Origin of the sequence: Sphingopyxis sp. 2PD, from assembly GCF_005503695.1 — a bacterium.
Classification (GTDB): domain Bacteria; phylum Pseudomonadota; class Alphaproteobacteria; order Sphingomonadales; family Sphingomonadaceae; genus Sphingopyxis.
In genome coordinates this window covers 1-17,725 of record NZ_SCMU01000026.1, presented here as the reverse complement: position 1 = coordinate 17,725, position 17,725 = coordinate 1, and the positions used below count along the sequence as shown (strand labels likewise).

Sequence of the window (17,725 nt, the reverse complement as noted above, 5' to 3'; positions counted from 1 at the left end):
GCGCAGCGCAGTTGGATCAAGCTTTCGATTGATCGGGGTTCATCGCAGATTGCCCATGCTTTGCCAGAAGGCCAACAGCGCCTCGATCGAAGCTCACGAAGGTCTCGCCTCCCAGCCATTGGCCATCGTGGGCGATGACCCCATCAGCGAAGTCTCCACCTTGCTCCAGTATTGCAAGCCCCGCTTCAACAGCCTGTCGGTCCGCTGCGACATTGCCGGCGTCGATAAGCAATCTGACCGATGCAGCGACCCTTGCCGCCTCATAGCGATACACTTTTCTGAGCACCCAGCAGAACTCGCACAAGGCCGGAAGCGTCACAGCAACAAGTTCTGCTTCCTTCAGGAGCTTTTTTGCCAAGGGGCTTTGAACGGGATCGTCCAGCGTTGCGGATCGGACGAGGATATTGGTGTCGGCAGTAATTTTCACAGCTGTCCGGCCCAGCCCTTTTCAATGGCCTCATTCATCTCCTCGATCGAGATGGGCCGCTGGCCTTCCCGCTTGAGTGACCCGAAGAAATCCTCAATCTTTCCGGAAGGCCTGATGGCCCGAATCTTGATTTCACCGCCGGGGAGTTTGTCAAAGCTGATCTTGTCGCCTGGATGGACGCCGAGATGCCTGAGCAATTCCTTCCGCAGCGTGACCTGCCCTTTCGCGGTAATGGTAACAGCGTTCATGTGGCGAGTCCTTTCAATAGCACAAGGTAAGAGCAAATCCCCTTACCTGCAAGGCGAGTTCAGTATGTTGGCGCGATGTGCAAGCGCGCTGAGCATGAGCATCCTAGTCATTTCGCCCGGCATGGCGCAGACTGTCAGCCGCGAGGATGCAGCGCGCGCCGCGATCCATCCGGTCGGAACAACTGCGGCGATGAACCACTGGCTCTCGCGCGTTCCGGTGACGCGCGCTTTCCCGCCGGACTTTACCGAGGAACTGCGCGGACGCAGTTCGGCCTTCGTCGTCGAGATGAGCACCGCGCCCGGCTGCGTTCCCTGCGCCGATCTCTGGACCAAGCTCGGAAGTCTGGGAAGGCGATATGGCTGGCAGGTCCGCGCCATTTCCGCGCAGGAAGCGATGCTGCGATCGGGCCGGCTCGGCTTGCCCTGGATCGGGCATCCGGTCGCATGGGTGCGTCCGATGAACGATACGAACCGGATCATTCCAATCGCCGTCGGGACCGATCATGCGCCCAATTTAGCGCGCAACCTCTATCTCGCCGCGAAGATGCTGACGGGCGTTCGCCCAGCGGTAGGCGTCCGCGCACTCTCGAAATTCACTGGAATCGTTGGGGGCCCGTCGCGATAAGCCGGACGGAACTTTCTTAGCTCTGGCGCGGAATCTGCTTGAAACATCAAAGCCATGATGCATGCTTCATAAGCTGAATCTGGTCTTGTCATTATTGCCTCGCGTCGGGCGTAGGACGCGACCTGAGCGAGATTCTTGTTTTGATAACCGCTCGCGACTATATGAAAACAACGATCCAAACAGGATCGTGTTATGAGTGGAATGATGGCAAACGCTGTAACTCAAGTGCTGACGACGGTGAACGCCCCTTATGGGGCGGCCGTTTCCGCACATCAGCTTGCTGCCATGATCGTCGACTTGAAGAGCGCGATTGACTGCAACGCGCCGGTTTTCGCTTTCTTCTCCGAAGTGCCGCTGAACGTCCAGGAACAGTTCATGGCAGCGATGGGCGTAGACGCAAGTCAAGCGAGCCAAGTCGCCGATAAAATCTCCGAACTTTCGGGCTACACGCTACTGCTGGCGGCCTGACGCCGTGTCTGCAAAGCGGCCGAGCGAATGGCCGGTCCTTTTCAATCTCGCCGTAGATATTCTTGACCATTTCAGGAAGGCGAACGGCTTCGCGCCTCAGTGGAGCTTCGGCGGCGGAACCGCACTGATGCTGCAGATCGATCATCGTGAAAGTCACGACATCGACCTGTTTCTGGACGATCCACAAATCCTCCCATTTCTCAATCCGGAAACGCAAGGCATCAAACTCGATCACGCTCCTGACAGCTATCAGGCAGGCACCGATATGCTGAAGCTTGCTTATCACGATCTGGGCGAAATTGATTTCATCTGCTGCGACAGCATCATTCCAGATCCAACACGAGCGCACGACGTTCAAGGTCACGCCATCGCGCTTGAAACGCCAGCGGAAATCATCGCTAAAAAGGTCTTCTATCGCGGTTGGAGTTTCCAGCCGCGCGATATGTTCGACCTTGCAGCGGTCGCCGAGCATTTTGGACCCGACTATGTAGTCGGGGCTATTGAGCATTGCGGCCGCGCGAGGTGCGAAACGGCTCTGGCAGTCATCAACAAAACGAATCCCGCCTATGTTGAAGGGATTATTGGCCAGCTCATGCTTCGCGAAAAGACGCGCAATCTCGTTGCCCACTCCCGAGAAATCAGTCGAGACCTGATCGGACGAGCTTCAGCGAAACAGCCTATCCTGAATCCGGATACCCGGCCGCATGAGTCCGACCGGTGAACGATACGAACCGGATCATTCCGATTGCCGTTGGCACCGAATCATGCGCCCAATATCGCGCGCAATTTATATCTCGCCGTAAAGATACTGACCGGCATGCGCCCTGCAAGCCGGGGTCCGGGCGTTTTCGAAATTCACGGGAATTGTTGCTCAAGGGCCGGACATCTCACCGCAACGCCGAGCAAAGCCATAACTTCGAGCTTATTCCGGTTGGATATCCGTTCAGGGCGAAGAAGCGAAATCGAGCAACGACTTATCCCTGCAAATCTGGAGCTACGATCCAGATTTGCAGGGATCACATCATCGGCGTGCGTCCGACATGGCCGACGAGAGTCCGAGATGTTCCACGAAAGGATCAAAATCGCGGTCGCTGTAGAGCAGTGCTAACCCGTCTTCTATGCAACGGGTGGCGATAAGCGTATCGATGGTCTTGCGAATAGTGGCCCCTTTGCCGCGTAGTGCCCGAAAGTTTCGGGCCGCCTGGATCGCGATATCGCGACCTCCGATATCGATCTGGTCGAGAGACCCCATCAATCTCAGCCCGACGTTGAAGTCGCGGTCGCTGGTGAAACCCTGCAGGACTTCAGCCAGAATGATGTCGCCGGTCAGCAGTGGCTCGGCGCCTAGCAATGCGTCTAATCGTTCCGTCTGCGGTGTGGCATCGCCCCGGAAATAATCGATCCAGACGCTGGAATCGACGAGGATCACCCGTCGGTTCTCATGGCATCAAGATCGCCCGTCCAAGCGAGCTTACCCCGAAACTTCCGAATCTCGTCCTGTTTGCGAAGCCGAAGCAACGTCCGCAAGCCGAGCTCAACGGCCTCACGCTTTGTCTTGAGGCCCGTTGCCCGGAGAGCTTCGCTCATAAGATTATCGTCGATGACGATGTTGGTCCGCATGATGTGTATCCTTTTCTTAGATCATACACATACGAACCTTTGAAAGCGTTTGCAATCCATCACGGCATCTTGCCGACCCTGAAACATGGGACGAGGCGATGATCGACATGGCAGTGGCCCATTTCGCGTGGGACATATTGGCGGAAGGACCTTGCCTCTGAGAGGCGCGTACGTGCCTCTGCCCTTGTCGCGAGAGGTCAACACAAGCGACCCTGAGCGGGTTCAGCCTGCCACATCCCGCCCCTGAGAAAGAACGCTGATGTCCTCGCTTGGCGGCCGCCGCGCCATTATGATCGCCCTCATCCTGTCAACCTGCGGAGCCGGCGCGCCGGGAGCCTATGCCCAAAGCTGGGCCGAGCATTGGTTCGACAATGTGACCTACACGTCGCCCGGCAGTTTCGAGGACCAGGCGCGCGGTTATGTGACCGCGGGCGGCTTCTCGGGCCGCGTCGACGTCCACAACGACTATCTGATGAGCGTGACGCTGCCCAAGGTGCGCGCGGGCTGCGGTGGCATCGACATGTTCCTCGGCGGCATGTCGTTTCTCGATCCCGACTATCTCGTCCAGAAGCTCGAGAGCATCCTGCAGGCCGCGCCCGCCGTCGCCTTCCAGTATCTCCTCGAAACCCTCGACGAGAAGATGGGCAACATCATCTCGAAGATGGAGGCGGCGACCAACTTCCTGAACTCGATCCAGGTCAACGACTGCCGCCTTGCGAACCGCATGGTTCAGATCGCTCGAGGAGACGACAATATGTCGGGGATCATCGAGGAGATGACCGGCTATCGCTCGATCAAGCAGGGTTATGCGAAAAGTTATCAGCAAAGCCGCGAGAAGATTGAGGCGAACAATAATAATCCGACCGAGGATCTGAAGGAAGCGCTCGCCAACTGCCCGCGCGAGGTCACCGACATCTTCCGCACCGGCTCGCTGCTCGCGCACGCCGCCGCGCGCGTCGGCGCCAGCGAATGGACCAGCGTGATGCGTGCGCGGGTCGGCGATGTTTACATGCGTTGGGACGCGACCGACAAGGTGCCGCTCTTTTCGGCCATCCCTGCCTGCCCGCGTCAGGACACCGAAGGCGTCGAGGATTTCCTGACCGGACGTGTCCAGGCCCGGTCGCTCAACGTCCCGCCGACCAGCGCTGACTGCGCGACTGACGGGCCGGGCCGCGGCGCGCTCGTCCTCGCGCGTGAACGGATGCAGACGATCGCGACCAAGATCCGCACCCGCGCCGCGCTGACTGCCGAAGAGCGCCAGTTCGTCGCCAATGTGAAGACGCTCCCCATCTACCGGATGCTCGAATGGGGCGTGCGCGAAGGCGTCGAGGATGCCGTGATCGGCGATACCGACGAACTGGTCGCCCTGACCCTCGCCTACCAGATGCTCAATGATCTCACTCGCAGCATCGATTTCGCGCTGTCGAATGCCGAGCGCGGCACGTCGGCCGCCGGTGCCGCCGACGCAGGCAATGCCAATATCTGCCAGACGCGCATCCTCACCAAGGGGATAGAGCAGCTGCGCGATCTTCGCGAGGAAGTGCTGCGCCAGCGCGCGCAGATGCGCCAGTCCTATATGGCGGCGCTGAACCAGGCCAACCTCTCGGCGAACTATGCCGGGCTCGTCCGCCAGCGCGACCGCGACGCGCGCGACGCCGCCGGTGCCGCCGCTAACCGCAATCGCTGATCGCGATGTGCTCCCGATTCCTTTCCGCGCTGATCGCCGCCCTCGCCGCCACCGTGCCGACCGCTGCGCTAGCGCTCGAAACCAGCTTCCACACCTATGACGGGTTCAACGAGACCGTCGACGCGTTCCGGCTCGTCTCGATGATCTTTGCCGATCCGCGCTACGAAACGCTGGTGCTCATCGTCGCGGTCGCCGGGATCGCGCTCGGCGCGCTACTCGCGAGCGTGCGCGGCAACGGCATGGGGATCGTCGCTTTCGGCTTTCAGACGCTCGTCGGCATCGGGCTTTTCGTCGGCATGGTTGCGACCACGGGCACCGTCCATGTCTACGACCGGGTCCGCAACGCCTATCAGCCCGTTGGCGACGTCCCGAACCTGATCGTTCTCGTCGCGGGCGTCACCAATATGATGGAGCGGGCGATCGCCGAGACGATCGACGATAATACGATCGACCCCAATGCCAAGCTCGAGTTCGGTGCGGGTGGTCACAGCTTTGACTTGTTCCTGAACGCTGTTAGCCCGCGAGGGCCGATGACCGACACCTTCCTCGATGCAACGATCAAGGATTATGTCCGGCAATGCTATCCCGTCGCGCGCGTCTCTCCCGCCTATGGCATCGACGACGATCAACTCTTTCGTACCACGAACGATCTTCCCGCGGCTTTTGCCGCGATGTCTGGGCCGGCGACCTTCAGCACCGTCTTCACTGCCACCGACAAGGGCGGAACAACGGTGAGCTGCACCGAGACTTGGACGCATATCTCGGACCGGCTTTCCGATCCGTCGCTGTTCCACGGTTACAGTCAACAGGTCTGCGAGCGCACCGGCTATGACGTCTCGAACGCGGCTCAGCTCCAGCGCTGCCGGTCGAACCTCGGAGCGCTCGGTGACAAGATGCTCGCGACGCCGCTGACGCTCCAGCAGCTGATGACGAACATCAACCTCGGCAACGCCGTCGGCGACGTGCTGTTCGAAGATAGCCCTGCGACCGCCGCGCGCGTCATGGCGAACCGTGCCGTCGTCTCGAGCGGTCTCGCCACCATGTCGACGGCGAACGAATGGATGCCGACGATCCGCGCCACTGTCTTCGGCATCATGCTGTTCATGATGCCGATCGCGCTGCTCTTCATCCTGACCCCGATCAACCTGCGCGTCGCGAGCTTCGCGCTTGGCCTCTTCGTCTTCGTCGCCATGTGGGGCGTGATCGATGCCGGAATCTACCAGCTCACGCTCGGCCGCGCGATGGACGTGCTTGCCGAGATGCGCTCGAACCATGTCGCGGCGAACGCCTGGATGCTGGCGCCAGGTTCGGCGATGAAGGCGCTCGCAATCTTCGGAAGCTTTCGCACCGCGGCCGCCGGGCTGGCCGGCGCCTTTGTCTTCACCGTGTTCCGCTTCTCGGGCAATGTGTTCACCTCCTTCACCAGCGGCGCGCTCGGCGTGCAGGGCCAGGGCACCGCGGCCGCCACCCCGATCATGACGCATGAAGGCCGCGCGCAGGCGCTCGAGGCGCAGGCCTCGGCGACCGGCACGACCGCACGGCGCAGTGCGGCGTCGAGCTTCGGCGACTTCGGAGAGCGGTCTACCTTCGGTACCAATCGCGCCTTCGGCGCCGCAGGTGGCTATCTCAGCGATCGCACGCCTGGCGCGCCGGGAGCGACCGGCTTCGGGCTCGGCGTCACGGACGCCGCACGCGAGCTCGGGGGGCTCGCCCCTGCCCTCGTCGGCCGCGACCTCACTCATCCCGCGACGGCCGCAGCGGTGCGCGCCAATGCGACGACGTCGGCGATCCACAATTTCGCCGAGAAGGACGCGCTACGTAGTCTCGGCACGAGCTATTTTGGGCCGGGCCAGGCGGGCGAACGCGCCTTCGCCGGCTTCGCGCAGAACATGGTGCAGTGGAAAGCCTTCGGCGATACGCGCGCCTACGACATGATGATGCGGGGCGCGCAGCGGCATTTCGAGCGCAATGGCTATGATCAGAAAGACGCTGCGCTGAAGGCCTCGACCGTGATCGCGCAGGCATCGGCCGACCCGACCTTCGCGAAGTTGATCGCCAACACGTACGACCAGGAGGCAATGCTGCGGAACGATCTCACGGCTGCGCAGGTCAACGTCGGCGCTATGGAAGGCCGACGCGACTATGCGGGCGACAATGTCGCGGGGATCGAACGCCGCAACGTCGCGACCGAGCAGGCGTGGCGCACCGGGAACAACGAGGGGCAGCGCAATTCCGCGTCGATGCTCGGCCTCTCCATCGACGAAACCTCGCGCCGCATCGGCTTCATCAACACCCTCTCGGGCGAGGCGCGCTCGTCGGCGATTACCTCCCTCTCCCGCGCGACGGGCCGCAATGAGGCGCAGGTCATGCGTGCGCTGGAAACCTATAACGCCTCGGTCCAGCTCGGCACCGCCGACGGCGCGACCGCCGAGGCGGCACGCGAAGGCACGAGCGTCTATGGCCGCACGCGCGAGGCCGCTGGTTACGATTTTGCCGAGCGCTCGGGCAAGCTCGATGCCCAGCGCGAAGTCGGCCACGATGGCGTGCGCGGCGCCGCGCGCATCGGCGAGCAGCGACGGCAGAGCGATAATTTCGGGTTTGCGGAAGGTGCGGCGGCTGCCGGCGTATCGACGCGCGAGGCGGCCCGGCTCGACGCCTTCATCCAGGCACTGAGCCGCACGGCGGGCAACCAGGTCGACATGGCCGAGGGTGGCGCGGCCGGAATTGCCGATCGTGCGCGCAACGAGCGGCTGACGCGGATCGTGGACAATGAGCGGTTGACACGCATGCAGGGGCTGCTGCGCAGCGAGGGCATCAACATGACCAAGCGCGAGCTCGCCATGGCGCAGAATGGCGATCTCAATCTCAATGTCTCGCCCGACGTCGCGCGGCAGCTCCGCGCCGCAGGCCTCATCAACGACAGCCAATATGGCACGATCGCCGAGGGAGGCCGCGCCCGGTTCAGCTTCGCGGACAACGACCTGCTCGTGTCGAGCAGCACCGGGTTCACGCAGTCCGCACGCAGCGACACCAGCACCAAATATGAGGCCGGCAAGCAAGCCGGACCCGATACCATCGAAAACATGCTAAGCAGCGGACCCGAGGGTCAGGCGATGATGGCGAACTGGCTGCGCGGTGGCTTCGAAATGGACCGCAACGGCGAGTGGCGGCTCAATCCGCAGGTTGCGGATACGCTTCAACGCGACGTGTCGGCGATCATGGCCCAGACGGGATGGCAGCGGGCTATATCTCGCTCGGCGCAAGACCAAATCTCAATGGGAACTGCGGTTGGCGGCAATGTCGGCGCAAGTGCCCAAAGCAGTGACTATGCGTCGCGTGGTGGTCCGGCCAAGGGTAAGGAACGATCACAGACAGCAACGTCAGGGAGCGTCGGCGGGAGCTTGGGATATAGCAGCAGCGACATGGGCACGAGTAACGAGACAGCTCGGGCCTCGCTCGATATCGTAAACTATGATGTACGCGAGGCGATATCCGCCGCAGAGCGGGCGGCTGCGCGCTCTGCAAACCCTGAAATGACATTTACGAGCGAGCTGAACCGTCAGGTGCTTGGCCCCGAGGGGCTGCGAAATCGCTACCTTGGGCAAGCCGATTCCGCACGTGGAACCGCCGATATTACTGGACCGATGACGTCGCTCGAACAATCCTCGATCTTGAGCAGTGGCCGATTTTCGACCGACCTAGCAAATGGTCCATTCGACGGAGATAGCAGCTACAAGAAGCGCTAATCTCGACGTCCAGGGTGCTGAAGGCTGAGTGGGTTGCCGATATATAGTCCGCCGGAGCGCGGATCATAGATGTCGACCGACCAATGAGGTCGCCCAAGACGCTCCCAGTGCTCGTCCTCCATCCTCATCTGCTCGAGTTCGCCGATTTCCTCGTCCGAGAGAGGCTCGCCAGATAGCGGCCTGTCGAGCCAAGCTTTGACGAACCCGAAACCAAGCACCAGTAGTGCCGTCGGCGGAAAGAACAGCATGTTGAGATAGCCTGCGAGAGCGCTGGTGTAGAACTCCGCCAGTGCCGGGACCTTCAGCGAGGCCACCGCGCCTGTCCAGTAGACCGGGATCGCCGCCCACCAGAGCTTCGCGTACCAAGGCTTCCAGAGCCAATTGCGCGCAACGGGCGGCCGCGCGGTCTCGGCTGTTGATACGTTGGAAGGTTGGCTCGCCTGCATGGGTTTTCTCGGTCGGCAGCCTATCAGAAGATGCCGATTGAAGGAATCGAAAGAGTTTCCGGAAATGGACATATTGCCTTCCCTGATCCGGTGAGCATCCAGCCATCTCCTGTTCCCATTTGCAACTTCACACCAACGTCAGCTTCCCTCCTCCTCCCTTGGACTTGAGGCCGGATTCCCCGTCCCTCGCTTAGGTATGATAGATTGTGTTCTGGACGATCGAGAACGCGGCGGCCAATCAGATTCTATCGGAGCGGCACATTCGCCCGGGACTTCGCATAGTCGTCTAGAATGCACCGCAGGGTCGCTCGACCGCGAGCGGTCAGGGCGATGTTCGTTCGGCGCCCGTCGTGAGGATCGCGCTCGCGAGCCACAAGTTTCCGCGATTCCATCTCAGTTGTCTGCCGCGTCGCCGTCGGAACCGAAACGCCACTCGCATATCCTAGGCTTGAAACCGGCAGCCCTTTACCGACCGTATCCGCGACATAGAGTTCCAGTAGCATGATCCAGCCCGCATGGCTCCAGTCTTGCTTCTTGAGGTACCGCGCAATGATCTGCCGTTCGACAAGTAGTTCACGGCAAAGGCCAAGTCGTCGAGCTTCGACATCGAACGGTGGATCATCTTGTTCGATCCGCGTCGCCATGCGTCCGTTTGCGCCTCGCGTCAGTTTGACGTGGAGAGCCGGAACGTCCGGCGCCGAGGTGGATGCTGCGATCTATTGTGTTCCGTGCAGAGGCTCGAAAATCGGGTAGGCTAAAATCGAGCCCCCCTGTGGTAAAGTCGATCCAGCGCATATGTCGGAATCGAATCTTGGCGTAAAAGATGGTCAGCGCTTATCCGCATAGGCGTCCATGAGGAGTTTTTGATTATGGGTGGTGCGACGCGCTGGACCGTCAATGTCGCGCCCGAAACCGACATTGATGTCCGCACATACCTAGCTCAGCGCGGAATGAAAAAGGGCGACCTATCGCGCTTCATTGAAGAGTCCGTGAAATGGCGCCTGCTCGATCTTACGCTCGCCGAGGCCCGCGCCGGTTTCGATGACGTCTCGCCGGAAGAGATGAGCCAGTTGATCGATGAAGCGATTGCGGATGCGCGTCGGAACTGATCAATGCGCGTTGTCATCGACACCAATGTGCTTGTCAGCGCCCATTTGCACGGGCGGTCGCTTCCCTTTCACCTGATTGCCTTGTGGTGCCAAGGCAAGATCACCTTAATCACCTCTGCTGAACAGCTAGAGGAAATTCGGCGCGGTACGCGCTATCCCAAACTGCGGGCTCGCTTGAATCCAGCCGTTGTCGGCAGACTCGTCAATGAACTCAAGGGCAGCGCCATTGTTATAGAGAATCTGCCCGACGTGTCCGTCAGCCCGGATCCCTGGGACAACTATCTTCTGGCGACGATTGAGGCCGGGATGGCCGAACTTTTGATCACCGGCGATAAGGCCGACTTGTTGAGTCTCGGGCGCCACGGCGGGGCGCGGATTATCACGGTTCGGGAATGCCTGAGGCTGATCACAGGAACCGAGCCTGATATCTAGCGCCTCGTCGGCGCCAGAGCCGGCGTCCCTTCAGCCGAGACGACTCCATCTCATCGGCCGAAACTGTGAGAGCACGGCAAAGGGCCGCTTTGACTTCATCGACGCAGAGCCCGTGACGATGCCGAGTTCGCTATCGCTCGCGTGGTCGACTGGGGAGCCTAAGGAAACTCGGCGCAAGCAGAGGCGCTGGGCGATTGCGAAGCGCCAGGCGGGACTCGACCGCGACCGCGACCGCGAGAAGCTCGGACCGATCTACAATTTCATGGTCACCAAGCGCTAAGGTCGCGTCGAATATGCGGTCCTCCAGTTCGGCGGTCTATTCGGTCTTGGCAGCGACTATTATCCGCTGCCCTGGGACGTCCTGACTTACGACACCGAACAGGGCGGCTATGTCGTCGATCTCGACAAGAAGGTTCTCGAACAGGCGCCGCGCTATGGCGCCGATAGCAAGCCGACCTTTGATCACGACTATGGTCGCGGGATCAATTATCCGTTCTAGTTTCCGGCGCAGGATTCGGATGCGAGGTAACCGCATCGGAGGGCTGCCTCATCGGCGCGGACTGTCCCTGCGCGGCAGCACGAGCGGCAATCCGCCGACCGCCTGCCGCCGGCGATGCATATCATCTGCGACCGCATCAATGATCACGACGAAATGCTGCGGTCGATCGCACGGATGGATTTCACGGTCGCGCCGGGCCGCGGTGACGGGGCGAAGAATGGCGGCGGCCCCGATCCGCGCGATCCGACATGGGCGCCGCGCGGGCGCACATCGGCGTCACGGCCGTTCGGACGACCCCCGAACAAGATGAAATCCTCCGTATCCGCAGCCATGATTTTCACTAACCGGACCTTATCGCAGAGCACCCATACGAGATACTCGGTGAAGAAAAGCAAATCGTTGCCAAGGGTTGCCTGAAAATTCCGGTCCGCCTACTCCCGTGTTAAGTTGAAATTCAGAGAGAGTCGGGAACCGGCTCTGTTGACGGAATGCACGGGGAGCCGCTTGCAGAATCCGTCGGAAAGCAATGCTCGGGTCGAGAAAAAGAGGTGCTGTTTTAGATAGCGTAAGGGACTTGCCGTCCATTGATGGCAAGCAGCGCGCACTTGTCTGCTAGTGATGTAAAAGAGCCGAGCATCGCTCTCTGCGAACGCTTGGCCCCGCGCCAACGCGAGTGCCTCCGCCATGTCTATCGGCTCAAGACCTCCAAGGAAATCGCCCTCGAATTGGGTCTGGGCGTCGGCACCGTCGACACTTACATCAGCGAGGCTGTCGCCATTTTGCGCGCCCGCAATCGCCGGCACGCAGCGGAACTTTTCCACGCCTTCGAAGACGCCGCGATGACCCCCCGCAAAATGCAGTTGGAGAATACGGGGGTAGGCACCGGCCAGGCCGATGAGCCACCGGAGAAGGCGGAACCACCGCCCACCTCCTGGGTCAGGTTGCTTCCTCTACGAACCATGGGAGTATCTGCAAATGACCTCGACCCGTACCTCCGTTACTTCTGGCTCGTCTTCCTTGCGATCGCGCTTGCAGTCGGCTTCGGCATGCTCGCCGTCGGACTCGACGTCCTCTCCCGGCTTCTCGGATAGAAGGTCCGACGATGAAGAGCGCATCAAGCATCTGACCGAATCGCTGTTCGGCTACGAAAAACTGCTGCAGCAGATTTTCGCGGAAGGCGGGCGGCTCGCCACTGCGGCAATCGACGCGCAGACGCACCAAAATCTTTCGCCGCTGGTCGGACATCAGATATTGTCGGCCCTGACCAACGCGCAGCTCTCGGTTACCGGAGCGCTCGGTTACATGGCCGAAGGTCATCGACAGCTTGAAGTGCTGGCACAAAAGCAGGGCATTGATCCTGAAGCTTTCGGGGATGTCGTCAAGCGCCCAAGCGCGCGCGGCGCGACGCCCCTTGAATTGGCCGCCTGACCAAGGGGGCCGCTGCTCGTGATCGTCATTGTGGCATTCATGATCCTGCTCTTCCTCGTCTCTGCCTATGCGCAGTGGCGAGGCGGAGCCCCGGAAAGGACTGCGTCGATCTGCATGGTCATCGCCACGATGGGAACTTTTTGGGCCGGACTAAGCAATCCATCCTATCGCGACGTCGAATGGGAAATGTTACTTATCGATTTCGGGCTCCTGCTGGCGCTTTCGGCAATCGCCGGGGCGGCAGACAGATTCTGGCCGATCTGGCTGGCAGCCTTTCAGTTGGTTGCGGTCGCGGCACACGGCGTCACGGCATACAATCCCGAGATCTTGCCCGTCGCCTATTGGTGGATCGTAGGTAAGATCGCCTATCCAATGGTCGCAATCCTCGCCATTGGGACACGGCGACATCACCGCAGGACACGTGACGGGCTCCAGGAATATGCTTGGACTCATCAGCGACATCGCGCCGCATCTTCGCGCGCGAAGACGATCACACCCGCCCCGCGTTCCTGACTGATTCGTCGCATCGTCGCCGACGCGCGAACCGTGGAGGGGCTCTGTGGCGACCATTCCACGCCGGGATTGACCACAATGCTCAGTCCGAGACTCCACTAAGCATCGGTCATGTCCGCGACTGGCGCACGGGCGCTCGAACTCGGAGTGTATGAAGATGAGCGCAGATCACGGGCTTAGCCAAAGAGCCTACACCAGCCTTAAACTCGATCTCATTGAAGGTCGTATCGCGTCTGGGCGAATCAATATCGGACAACTAGCTGATCGATATGGAATGAGCGCGACTCCGGTCCGCGAGGCGATGTTGCGGCTCGTCGGCGAAGCTTTACTCGACATGCCGGTAACTGGCGGATTTGAAATACCGTCGCTCGACGAGAATGCGGCTCGCCACCTCTATATTCTGAGCCAATATGTAATGCTCACAGCCGCCTCGTGCCGGAGCAGTCTCCTTGTTTCCCATGACTTTAATCAACAGGACGAGCTCGGCGCGCCGCCGCCGATTGAACTACTCTTCGACTCGATCTCCCAGGTGACCCAGAACGTCTTTTTCATGCATTTGGTCCGGAATCTCAACGATCGAATGCGTCGGATCCGGCGCGCCGAAGAGCGTAAATTGAGCGGTTTGCGCCGCGAATTCGATGCTTTGCTCGGGAAGATTGAACGCGGAAACAGGCAGTCAATCAGGCGATCGGTAGTCGCATATCATCGACGCCGTATCCGTAATCTTCCTGAAATCATGAGTGGACTTACCTAGGGCGGCCTCAAGAATGCCGATACCGGGGTTCGCCCCTTCCATATATAGCTTCAGATTCAGAACATATATGTTTGGATATATCCTCTGAAACTGGGATTCTTTCGGTGTCGCATTTGTGCGGCGGGAAAGGAGACTATCATGGACAAGGAACCGAACTATCGCGACGCTGAACTGATCGACCTCGGCACCGTCACCGAAGAGACCCACGGGTCGAACGAAAACATCGCGCCGGACGGTGTGCAGCCGCGCCAGCCGCTCGGCATCGTCGTCGACTGATCAATGGCCGGCCGGGAATGGATAAATTCCCGGCCGGCTTTTTCCGCCAAGGCGTCACTCATGCTTCCTTCGTGGGTTTCGAGCTGCGAAATCGATGGTCAGGTCGTCTTTCTGGATGTCCTCGCAAATCGATATTCACGCTTGGAAAAGGAGGCTGCGTCTGCCCTCGGAAGAGGAGACGTTGATTCACTGCAACCGAGCCTTCGGCGCCTGATTGAGGATCGCCACTGGTTGAACTCCAATGCGGAAGGAGCCCGTAGTTCCTGCTGCGCAATTACTCGCCCAGCTCGTGAACATTCCGCGGAATTCGATATGCGTTCGCCATCCGGCCGGCAAATTGCATCGGCATTCAGATCTCTCGCCAGCGCACGATTCACCATTGCACTGCGCGGATTCGATGAATTGCTGTGGTGGGTGCAACGCAATAACATGATCGCCCAGACAGAAGGCCCTCCGGCGTCAAACCGCAGCGGTCTGATATCAGCATTCGAATATGTAGAACGGTTTGCGATCAGGAGGGATCGCTGCCTGCTCCGTTCAATCGGCCTTCAGCATCTTTTGGCCCAAAACGGGTATGAGAGCACACTGGTTTTCGGTGTTCGGCTTCATCCATTCGAAGCCCATTGCTGGCTTCAGGATGATGACCTCATCCTCAACGATACGATCGAAATGGTCGGCCCCTTCGAACCTATCAGAGCAGTGCGATGATCGGCAGATTCTTAGCCGTCAGCTCGCCGACCCAGGTCCCATGCGCCCTCGACCTACATTTGGATGAAATAGCTCATCAGTCGGGGCTGAGCGTGACCCATCGTGACGAACGCCTTGTTGTCTATTCCGACAGCGGGTTGGAAATCAACCACCTCACCGATGGCACTGGCGTCGTCGTTGGCGACGTCTTCTGCCGGCATGTCCCGTCGCGCGCATTTGGAAAGAACATCGACGAAGGGGCGCGTGTCACGGCGGCGTATCGAGGCGGCCATTTGAACAATGAATATTGGGGTTCCTATATCGTCCTGGCCAGTTTGCCCAACGGCGTGATCACCTGCGAACGATCCCCATTCTGTAGCATCAATGCCTATTACATAGTCGAGGGCGGAGTCCTCGTTGTTGCCTCGGACACAAGGCTATTGCTGGAAATGGCAAGGCGCCCGCCGTCGATAAACTGGGAATCAGTCGCCAGACATCTGATTTGGGATAATCTCAGCATGTCATCCACATGCCTCTCCGGAGTTTCCGAGATCAGGTGTGGAGAATCGATCAAGTTTGAAGCCCCACGGGCGCTTGAGGCCAGTTTTCACTGGGACCCTTGGAAGTTCACCAATCCCGACGTCCTGATCACCGATCCAGATGAAGCCATGGAACTTGTTCGCCGGGAAATTCTTCGCTGCATCGGAGCGCAGATGCCGCGCGGACGGTTTTACGCCCTCGATCTTTCAGGGGGCTTGGATTCGTCGATAATCGCGGCGGGGTCCGCCACTGCTGGGCGTGAAATTCACGCGATCACGATGTTCAGCGAAGGAAACGATGGGGACGAGAGGAATTTTGCAAGAAGCGTAGCCAGCCACTTACATATCTCCCTGGACGAGGGTGCGCCTGATCATCGAAGACCAGATCTTCTTCATTCGGCGCGGCCGCACTTGCCCCGACCCCACTCGCGGTCCTTTGTTCAAGAAACCGATCGCATCTCCCTCGAAATGGCAACGGACCGGTCGATCGACACATTTGTCAACGGTCAGGGCGGCGACGCCGTATTCTGCCATCTGCAGAGTTCCGGACCCGCGGCGGACACCCTTCGAGCGAAAGGTCCGAGTCCAAATTTTGCACGAACCGTCTTTGAGGTGGCGCGTGCAAATCAGTGCAACGCGTGGGATCTCGGCTGGAAGGCGATCAGGAAGGGATGGAAAGGCAAGCACCACGCCAACTGGCGCGCGAATGATGCATTTCTTTCCAAAGATCTTCCATCCAATGAATCGCCACCTGGGCTGCCGTGGCCTCCGCCAAAAAACCGACCGCTTCCCGGAAAGGTTGAACATGTTCATGGACTATACAACAGCTGCTATAACATGAATGGTTATCGGCGCTCCGATTTGATGAAGGGGATATTTCCCCTATTGTCGCAGCCCCTTGTCGAGACTTGCCTACGCATACCGACTTGGCTTTGGGTCGGCCGGGGGCGAAGTCGTTACATAGCCCGCCGAGCCATGGAGCGGGATCTTCCCGCCAAAGTCGCATGGCGGATCTCAAAAGGAGGCCTCGGCCAGTTTCAATTGCAGATGCTGCGCGAGCGACGAGTTCTCATTCGCGAAATGCTGATGGACGGACTACTCAGCGGCGCGGGTATTCTTGATCGCAGCATGATCGAACAGCAGCTGAAGGACGACCTGACATTTGGCGTGAATGATATGGGACGAATTCTCCGCCTGTGCGACGTCGAGGCTTGGTGCAGAGCATCGCCGCAAGTCACCTTGAACACCGCGCCTTAGGCAATCGCCGCCAGTCGTCGAGTTCCATGAGCGTTCGTCTGAAAACGGCCTGACGATGAACCGGCTGCCATTTCACATGATACTCATCGGGGAAAATGAACATTGTCACATCACGGCCGAATTGCCGCAGCGCCCGAAGGGAGGCAGTGGCCAGGCGCGCTTCCCGATCCGCGCTCTGAATTATAATCTTCGCGCACACGCGGCTTGCGTTCATCGCGAGACTGACGCGCTTCCAACTCGATTTGTGCTGTTCCCAAGGCAGTGGATATTCATTCGTGCGCAAAATGCTCGCATAGGCTTCCCCAACACCGGTCTCCAAAATGCTCGGGTCTTCACAGCATGAGCTAATGAGCGCCAGCGAGAATATATCGGCATGGATTAGCGCATATGTCGCGGTGGACGCGCCATCGCTGAGTCCCGTGATCGCGATATGGTCGGCATCGATCGGGTGCGTGTCAGCCGCCAGCTTGATTCCGCGCATAAGAGAATCGTGAACGCTCGCACGATCGGTCCACGCGTTCGCGATGTGCCGTCGGGATACCGATCGGCCGGCGCGAGACATCGCGGTCCGGTAGTCGAGCGGACGGTCAAAACTCAGGACGGCAAAGCCTTTCGCCGCGATAGCCTGAATCGGATATTCGTCGCCAGTTCCGCCTCTGAGAAAGCCGCGACTGCTGTACTGCACGACAACAAGTGGCAAACGCTCATCGTGCCGAGCGTCCGGTGGAAGCACGAGATCGCCAAACGTTTCGATTCCATATTTGTTGGTCCAACGCAGGCGGGTCACTGTTCCGAGCCTGCGCGCGATCCATTCGGGGTTGAGCTCGATAAGTTGATGGATTTTTCCCGACTGATCTGCCCCCTTCTGAGTGGTCCAAAATTGATGATATTTTGGACGACGAAGGAGATATAGAATGCCGAGCAAGAAGCATCGCCCGGAAGAGATTATCGGCAAGCTACGTGA

General features: G+C 59.7%; 22 protein-coding genes and 1 pseudogene. 15 read left to right on the top strand and 8 right to left on the bottom strand.

Annotation, left to right across the window (positions count from 1 at the left end; genetic code table 11):
• Positions 1 to 16: 16 nt before the first annotated feature.
• Complete coding sequence (locus FFS18_RS14230; protein WP_054588716.1) at positions 17 to 427, bottom strand: type II toxin-antitoxin system VapC family toxin; 411 nt, start codon at positions 425 to 427, stop codon at positions 17 to 19.
• A complete protein-coding gene (locus tag FFS18_RS14225; RefSeq protein ID WP_039575504.1) occupies positions 424 to 675 on the bottom strand; it encodes an AbrB/MazE/SpoVT family DNA-binding domain-containing protein in 252 nt (83 codons plus the stop codon). The genes FFS18_RS14230 and FFS18_RS14225 overlap by 4 nt, the downstream gene beginning before the upstream one ends.
• Before the next feature lie 64 nt (positions 676 to 739).
• On the opposite strand from FFS18_RS14225, the gene FFS18_RS14220 reads away from it, so the two are divergent.
• From FFS18_RS14220 to FFS18_RS14210, 3 genes are all read left to right on the top strand, one after another.
• Positions 740 to 1,300, top strand: coding sequence for a thioredoxin domain-containing protein (locus FFS18_RS14220; protein ID WP_039575506.1), 561 nt, complete (start codon positions 740 to 742; stop codon positions 1,298 to 1,300).
• A 192-nt stretch (positions 1,301 to 1,492) separates the two neighbouring features.
• Positions 1,493 to 1,768 (top strand): hypothetical protein, encoded by a 276-nt coding sequence (locus tag FFS18_RS14215; protein WP_232014685.1) that lies wholly within the window; start codon positions 1,493 to 1,495, stop codon positions 1,766 to 1,768.
• A 4-nt stretch (positions 1,769 to 1,772) separates the two neighbouring features.
• Positions 1,773 to 2,489, top strand: a complete 717-nt coding sequence (locus tag FFS18_RS14210) for a nucleotidyl transferase AbiEii/AbiGii toxin family protein (protein WP_052208291.1) — start codon at positions 1,773 to 1,775, stop codon at positions 2,487 to 2,489.
• A gap of 300 nt (positions 2,490 to 2,789) precedes the next feature.
• Here FFS18_RS14210 and vapC read toward each other — a convergent pair whose 3' ends face one another.
• Positions 2,790 to 3,197 carry a type II toxin-antitoxin system VapC family toxin gene (gene vapC / locus FFS18_RS14200; RefSeq protein ID WP_058804244.1) on the bottom strand — a complete coding sequence of 136 codons (408 nt, stop codon included), beginning with the start codon at positions 3,195 to 3,197 and terminating at the stop codon, positions 2,790 to 2,792.
• Positions 3,194 to 3,388, bottom strand: coding sequence for a type II toxin-antitoxin system VapB family antitoxin (locus tag FFS18_RS14195; RefSeq protein ID WP_058804243.1), 195 nt, complete (start codon positions 3,386 to 3,388; stop codon positions 3,194 to 3,196). The genes vapC and FFS18_RS14195 overlap by 4 nt, the downstream gene beginning before the upstream one ends.
• Positions 3,389 to 3,677: 289 nt before the next feature.
• Between FFS18_RS14195 and FFS18_RS14190 the strand changes: the two genes are divergently transcribed.
• Together FFS18_RS14190 and FFS18_RS14185 are read left to right on the top strand one after the other, a co-directional pair.
• Positions 3,678 to 5,075, top strand: coding sequence for a conjugal transfer protein TraH (locus tag FFS18_RS14190; RefSeq protein WP_234178595.1), 1,398 nt, complete (start codon positions 3,678 to 3,680; stop codon positions 5,073 to 5,075).
• Positions 5,076 to 5,080: 5 nt separating this feature from the next.
• Positions 5,081 to 8,821: a conjugal transfer protein TraG N-terminal domain-containing protein gene (locus FFS18_RS14185; protein WP_062900423.1), complete on the top strand. Its 3,741-nt coding sequence runs from the start codon at positions 5,081 to 5,083 to the stop codon at positions 8,819 to 8,821.
• Here FFS18_RS14185 and FFS18_RS14180 read toward each other — a convergent pair.
• Together FFS18_RS14180 and FFS18_RS14175 are read right to left on the bottom strand one after the other, a co-directional pair.
• Complete coding sequence (locus tag FFS18_RS14180; RefSeq protein WP_232014686.1) at positions 8,818 to 9,339, bottom strand: hypothetical protein; 522 nt, start codon at positions 9,337 to 9,339, stop codon at positions 8,818 to 8,820. The two genes, FFS18_RS14185 and FFS18_RS14180, sit on opposite strands and share 4 nt — an antisense overlap.
• Before the next feature lie 173 nt (positions 9,340 to 9,512).
• Entirely contained in the window at positions 9,513 to 9,911 is a 399-nt protein-coding gene (locus FFS18_RS14175; protein ID WP_082665249.1) for a MarR family winged helix-turn-helix transcriptional regulator, read from the bottom strand.
• A 225-nt stretch (positions 9,912 to 10,136) separates the two neighbouring features.
• Between FFS18_RS14175 and FFS18_RS14170 the strand changes: the two genes are divergently transcribed.
• The 3 genes and pseudogenes from FFS18_RS14170 to FFS18_RS17760 all read left to right on the top strand — a co-directional run bounded on the left by FFS18_RS14170 (position 10,137) and on the right by FFS18_RS17760 (position 11,307).
• Complete coding sequence (locus FFS18_RS14170; RefSeq protein WP_058804239.1) at positions 10,137 to 10,376, top strand: ribbon-helix-helix domain-containing protein; 240 nt, start codon at positions 10,137 to 10,139, stop codon at positions 10,374 to 10,376.
• Between the two features lie 3 nt (positions 10,377 to 10,379).
• Complete coding sequence (locus FFS18_RS14165) at positions 10,380 to 10,808, top strand: putative toxin-antitoxin system toxin component, PIN family (protein ID WP_120216960.1); 429 nt, start codon at positions 10,380 to 10,382, stop codon at positions 10,806 to 10,808.
• Positions 10,809 to 10,926: 118 nt separating this feature from the next.
• Positions 10,927 to 11,307 (top strand): annotated as a pseudogene (locus tag FFS18_RS17760) (PRC-barrel domain-containing protein).
• Positions 11,308 to 11,450: 143 nt separating this feature from the next.
• Here FFS18_RS17760 and FFS18_RS17520 read toward each other — a convergent pair.
• The gene (locus tag FFS18_RS17520; RefSeq protein ID WP_160328055.1) at positions 11,451 to 11,639 is read right to left on the bottom strand and encodes a hypothetical protein; all 189 of its coding nucleotides are present in this window, start codon (positions 11,637 to 11,639) and stop codon (positions 11,451 to 11,453) included.
• Between the two features lie 255 nt (positions 11,640 to 11,894).
• Between FFS18_RS17520 and FFS18_RS17915 the strand changes: the two genes are divergently transcribed.
• The 7 genes from FFS18_RS17915 (at position 11,895) to FFS18_RS14125 (ending at position 16,761) form a co-directional block, all read left to right on the top strand.
• Positions 11,895 to 12,398, top strand: a complete 504-nt coding sequence (locus FFS18_RS17915) for a helix-turn-helix domain-containing protein (RefSeq protein ID WP_058804235.1) — start codon at positions 11,895 to 11,897, stop codon at positions 12,396 to 12,398.
• Positions 12,283 to 12,735 carry a hypothetical protein gene (locus FFS18_RS14145; protein WP_137871337.1) on the top strand — a complete coding sequence of 151 codons (453 nt, stop codon included), beginning with the start codon at positions 12,283 to 12,285 and terminating at the stop codon, positions 12,733 to 12,735. The genes FFS18_RS17915 and FFS18_RS14145 overlap by 116 nt, the downstream gene beginning before the upstream one ends.
• Before the next feature lie 18 nt (positions 12,736 to 12,753).
• Positions 12,754 to 13,248 carry a hypothetical protein gene (locus tag FFS18_RS14140; RefSeq protein ID WP_136173716.1) on the top strand — a complete coding sequence of 165 codons (495 nt, stop codon included), beginning with the start codon at positions 12,754 to 12,756 and terminating at the stop codon, positions 13,246 to 13,248.
• A 157-nt stretch (positions 13,249 to 13,405) separates the two neighbouring features.
• Positions 13,406 to 14,002, top strand: a complete 597-nt coding sequence (locus FFS18_RS14135) for a GntR family transcriptional regulator (protein ID WP_160328053.1) — start codon at positions 13,406 to 13,408, stop codon at positions 14,000 to 14,002.
• Between the two features lie 138 nt (positions 14,003 to 14,140).
• Positions 14,141 to 14,278 (top strand): hypothetical protein, encoded by a 138-nt coding sequence (locus FFS18_RS17515; protein WP_160328052.1) that lies wholly within the window; start codon positions 14,141 to 14,143, stop codon positions 14,276 to 14,278.
• A gap of 312 nt (positions 14,279 to 14,590) precedes the next feature.
• Complete coding sequence (locus FFS18_RS17630; RefSeq protein ID WP_202988352.1) at positions 14,591 to 14,986, top strand: lasso peptide biosynthesis B2 protein; 396 nt, start codon at positions 14,591 to 14,593, stop codon at positions 14,984 to 14,986.
• Positions 14,983 to 16,761, top strand: coding sequence for an asparagine synthase-related protein (locus FFS18_RS14125; protein WP_082819775.1), 1,779 nt, complete (start codon positions 14,983 to 14,985; stop codon positions 16,759 to 16,761). The genes FFS18_RS17630 and FFS18_RS14125 overlap by 4 nt, the downstream gene beginning before the upstream one ends.
• Here FFS18_RS14125 and FFS18_RS14120 read toward each other — a convergent pair.
• A partial coding sequence (locus FFS18_RS14120; RefSeq protein WP_212743054.1) for a prolyl oligopeptidase family serine peptidase occupies positions 16,739 to 17,725 on the bottom strand: 987 nt, incomplete at its 5' end. The two genes, FFS18_RS14125 and FFS18_RS14120, sit on opposite strands and share 23 nt — an antisense overlap.

Coding starts and splice junctions, on each gene's coding strand:
- FFS18_RS14225 (WP_039575504.1), bottom strand. CDS start 675: ATGAACGCTGTTACCATTACCGCGAAAGGGCAGGTCACGCTGCGGAAG.
- FFS18_RS14220 (WP_039575506.1), top strand. CDS start 740: ATGTTGGCGCGATGTGCAAGCGCGCTGAGCATGAGCATCCTAGTCATT.
- FFS18_RS14215 (WP_232014685.1), top strand. CDS start 1,493: ATGAGTGGAATGATGGCAAACGCTGTAACTCAAGTGCTGACGACGGTG.
- FFS18_RS14195 (WP_058804243.1), bottom strand. CDS start 3,388: ATGCGGACCAACATCGTCATCGACGATAATCTTATGAGCGAAGCTCTC.
- FFS18_RS14190 (WP_234178595.1), top strand. CDS start 3,678: ATGATCGCCCTCATCCTGTCAACCTGCGGAGCCGGCGCGCCGGGAGCC.
- FFS18_RS14185 (WP_062900423.1), top strand. CDS start 5,081: ATGTGCTCCCGATTCCTTTCCGCGCTGATCGCCGCCCTCGCCGCCACC.
- FFS18_RS14180 (WP_232014686.1), bottom strand. CDS start 9,339: ATGTCCATTTCCGGAAACTCTTTCGATTCCTTCAATCGGCATCTTCTG.
- FFS18_RS14175 (WP_082665249.1), bottom strand. CDS start 9,911: ATGGCGACGCGGATCGAACAAGATGATCCACCGTTCGATGTCGAAGCT.
- FFS18_RS14170 (WP_058804239.1), top strand. CDS start 10,137: ATGGGTGGTGCGACGCGCTGGACCGTCAATGTCGCGCCCGAAACCGAC.
- FFS18_RS14165 (WP_120216960.1), top strand. CDS start 10,380: ATGCGCGTTGTCATCGACACCAATGTGCTTGTCAGCGCCCATTTGCAC.
- FFS18_RS17520 (WP_160328055.1), bottom strand. CDS start 11,639: ATGGCTGCGGATACGGAGGATTTCATCTTGTTCGGGGGTCGTCCGAAC.
- FFS18_RS17915 (WP_058804235.1), top strand. CDS start 11,895: ATGGCAAGCAGCGCGCACTTGTCTGCTAGTGATGTAAAAGAGCCGAGC.
- FFS18_RS14145 (WP_137871337.1), top strand. CDS start 12,283: ATGACCTCGACCCGTACCTCCGTTACTTCTGGCTCGTCTTCCTTGCGA.
- FFS18_RS14135 (WP_160328053.1), top strand. CDS start 13,406: ATGAGCGCAGATCACGGGCTTAGCCAAAGAGCCTACACCAGCCTTAAA.
- FFS18_RS17515 (WP_160328052.1), top strand. CDS start 14,141: ATGGACAAGGAACCGAACTATCGCGACGCTGAACTGATCGACCTCGGC.
- FFS18_RS17630 (WP_202988352.1), top strand. CDS start 14,591: ATGCGTTCGCCATCCGGCCGGCAAATTGCATCGGCATTCAGATCTCTC.
- FFS18_RS14125 (WP_082819775.1), top strand. CDS start 14,983: ATGATCGGCAGATTCTTAGCCGTCAGCTCGCCGACCCAGGTCCCATGC.